The sequence below is a fragment of the Pseudoalteromonas sp. NH0006-46 genome, assembly GCF_057547735.1.
Genome location: NZ_BAAJML010000022.1, coordinates 1 through 2,081, shown reverse-complemented (window position 1 = coordinate 2,081; position 2,081 = coordinate 1). Strand labels below are relative to the sequence as shown.

The window sequence follows — 2,081 nt, the reverse complement described above, 5'->3', positions numbered from 1 at the left end:
CACCGCTGAGTTTGATACACACAATAACCGCCCAGAAGTGTACTGGCGTGATATGAGCTTTAAACAACAAACCGAAATTTATGATGAGCTATATACTGAGGCATACAAAATAGATTGGTATAACGATGCCCCCCAGCCCGAAATCATCAAACCTTGGCAACGCTGGACCCCTGAGCCTGAACGTAAAGAAACCTTAAATTGGAAATACAAAGCCAAACGGTTATTTATCCAGCTAACCTGTGGTTTACCGTAAATAGCCATTTCTAAGATTTTTACCTTATATCACTATTTAACAATCAGAAAAGGAATTCAAACCTAGGCGTTATTAATCACCTAAGTTTATTGTTGCCCTAGGGTGAAGGAATGGTGAAATGCAAAGCAATGATAATAAAGGAATAGAATATGCTTGAGCAGTATACTGAAACAGCCTATGAGGGTAAGCAAAATGCAAAATTTAGAGATGGAATAGCGACTGATGAGCGTGACTCTATGTATTGCCGTTACCAAAGTAAGCAAGCGATATTTCCAAGAGGTGATGTGTTTGGGCACTGTTTTGATAACTCTCAAAGATTAGAATATAAATTGAATATAAGTGGTGTTGCAAATAAGCATCGGAGTATTCTTACTCAAAATGAGAGCCAACTGGAACTACCTTTGGCTTCTAATCCTGTAAGTTTCATAGACACTTTAACTTTCGCTTGGGGAGTATTACATATATCGATATTGTTTCTTTTGCTAGCTTTTCCTATTACTAGTTTTTTTCTTGGAGATATAGCAGAAGCATTTGATAGTTACACTGTGTTGTTATCTGTTTGGTTTTTTTCAAAAATTTTAAATTGGGTGATATGGCCATATTTTAGATCTTATTTTAAATTAGCAGTTATTTTTGATCGTAAAACAGGTGTAGTTAAAATACCTAAAAGCGATGCAAAGAGTTTTGCTTATTTAAGCTTTGAAGAATTTAACGCTCATTATAAAGCTACACATAATCCCAAAAGTGGATTTCCACACAGGGGGCTCACGCTTCTTCATTATAAAGAAGATCAACGCTATGATGTTGCTTACAACAATGAGATAGCTTGCAGTTTTCAACATTGGGAATTACTACAAAACTTCATGGATGTTACTCAACCCTTAGCAGATATTCCGCAGTTTGAATATTACCGTGAGTTTGATAAAACCACTGCTGAATTTGATAAGACCAATGGTCGACCAAAATATTTTTGGTATCGTGTTGATAAGTCATTTTTAAAAGAAATGAATCATGCTGATGATGAACTTTTAAAAGAATTTAATGATGAAGAGCAGCTCGATAACTTATTGGCGGGTAAACCCATTAAAAAGCTAACGCCACCTGATATATTTAAATTCCCATGGAAATATGCAGATAATATAAAAGCTGAAAGCGAGATAAAGTTTGGTAAAACACTGTGGCAAAAATTTACTTCATTTTTAATGGTTGATTTATAGCTAAACAAAGAAATAAATAGGATTTAGCCTAAACAGCAAGTAACTGCTTGGGTAGAAAAAGGATATTAATGACAATTTCATATAAATTTGCAAAACTAAATGCAAGAGTGATAGAGAACTCGCAAAATTTTAAACACTACATAGAGTCACACCTTTTTGAATATAAAGGCATAATGGGGTTTTCTATAGTAGATATGTTAATTTTTAATGGAAAAGAGAATAATAAAGTAGAACCTAAAAGTTTAGATAACAAAGGGCGCTATTTAGGTTTTCATAATGCGGGGGATTGGTCGCTCGGGTTAACATTAGGACCTGTTTTTTTAGGGGCGTCATGTAGTCTTGTATCTATACTGGCTGTTTTTGGGGTTTTTATTATGGACAATATGGAATATCCATGGGCTTTTCTATTATTTACCATTTGTTTTAACCTATTCTTCTTAAACTTCAGCCCCATTTTAGCGCGTTATATCTTGCCTAAACGCGAGGTATATTTTGACCGCCAAAACCAAACAGTAAGTTTTTCGTGGTCAGTAAATAACGCAGAAAAAAATGAGCATGGCCATTCAACGTTCCCGTTTACGGATATTGAAGCGTTTTATTCTAAAGCAAAC

At 34.8% G+C, this 2,081-nt stretch carries 1 protein-coding gene and 2 pseudogenes; all 3 read left to right on the top strand.

Going from position 1 to position 2,081, the window contains the following annotated elements:
• A pseudogene (locus AC27I2_RS19625) lies at positions 1-253 on the top strand (hypothetical protein); the annotation flags it as partial.
• Positions 254-402: 149 nt separating this feature from the next.
• Positions 403-1,470 (top strand): hypothetical protein, encoded by a 1,068-nt coding sequence (locus AC27I2_RS19620; protein WP_487205254.1) that lies wholly within the window; start codon positions 403-405, stop codon positions 1,468-1,470.
• Positions 1,471-1,538: 68 nt separating this feature from the next.
• Positions 1,539-2,081: pseudogene (locus tag AC27I2_RS19615) on the top strand (hypothetical protein); the annotation flags it as partial.

What these genes read in the sequence shown, in the direction of transcription:
- AC27I2_RS19620 (WP_487205254.1), top strand. Translation starts at nt 403, where the DNA reads ATGCTTGAGCAGTATACTGAAACAGCCTATGAGGGTAAGCAAAATGCA.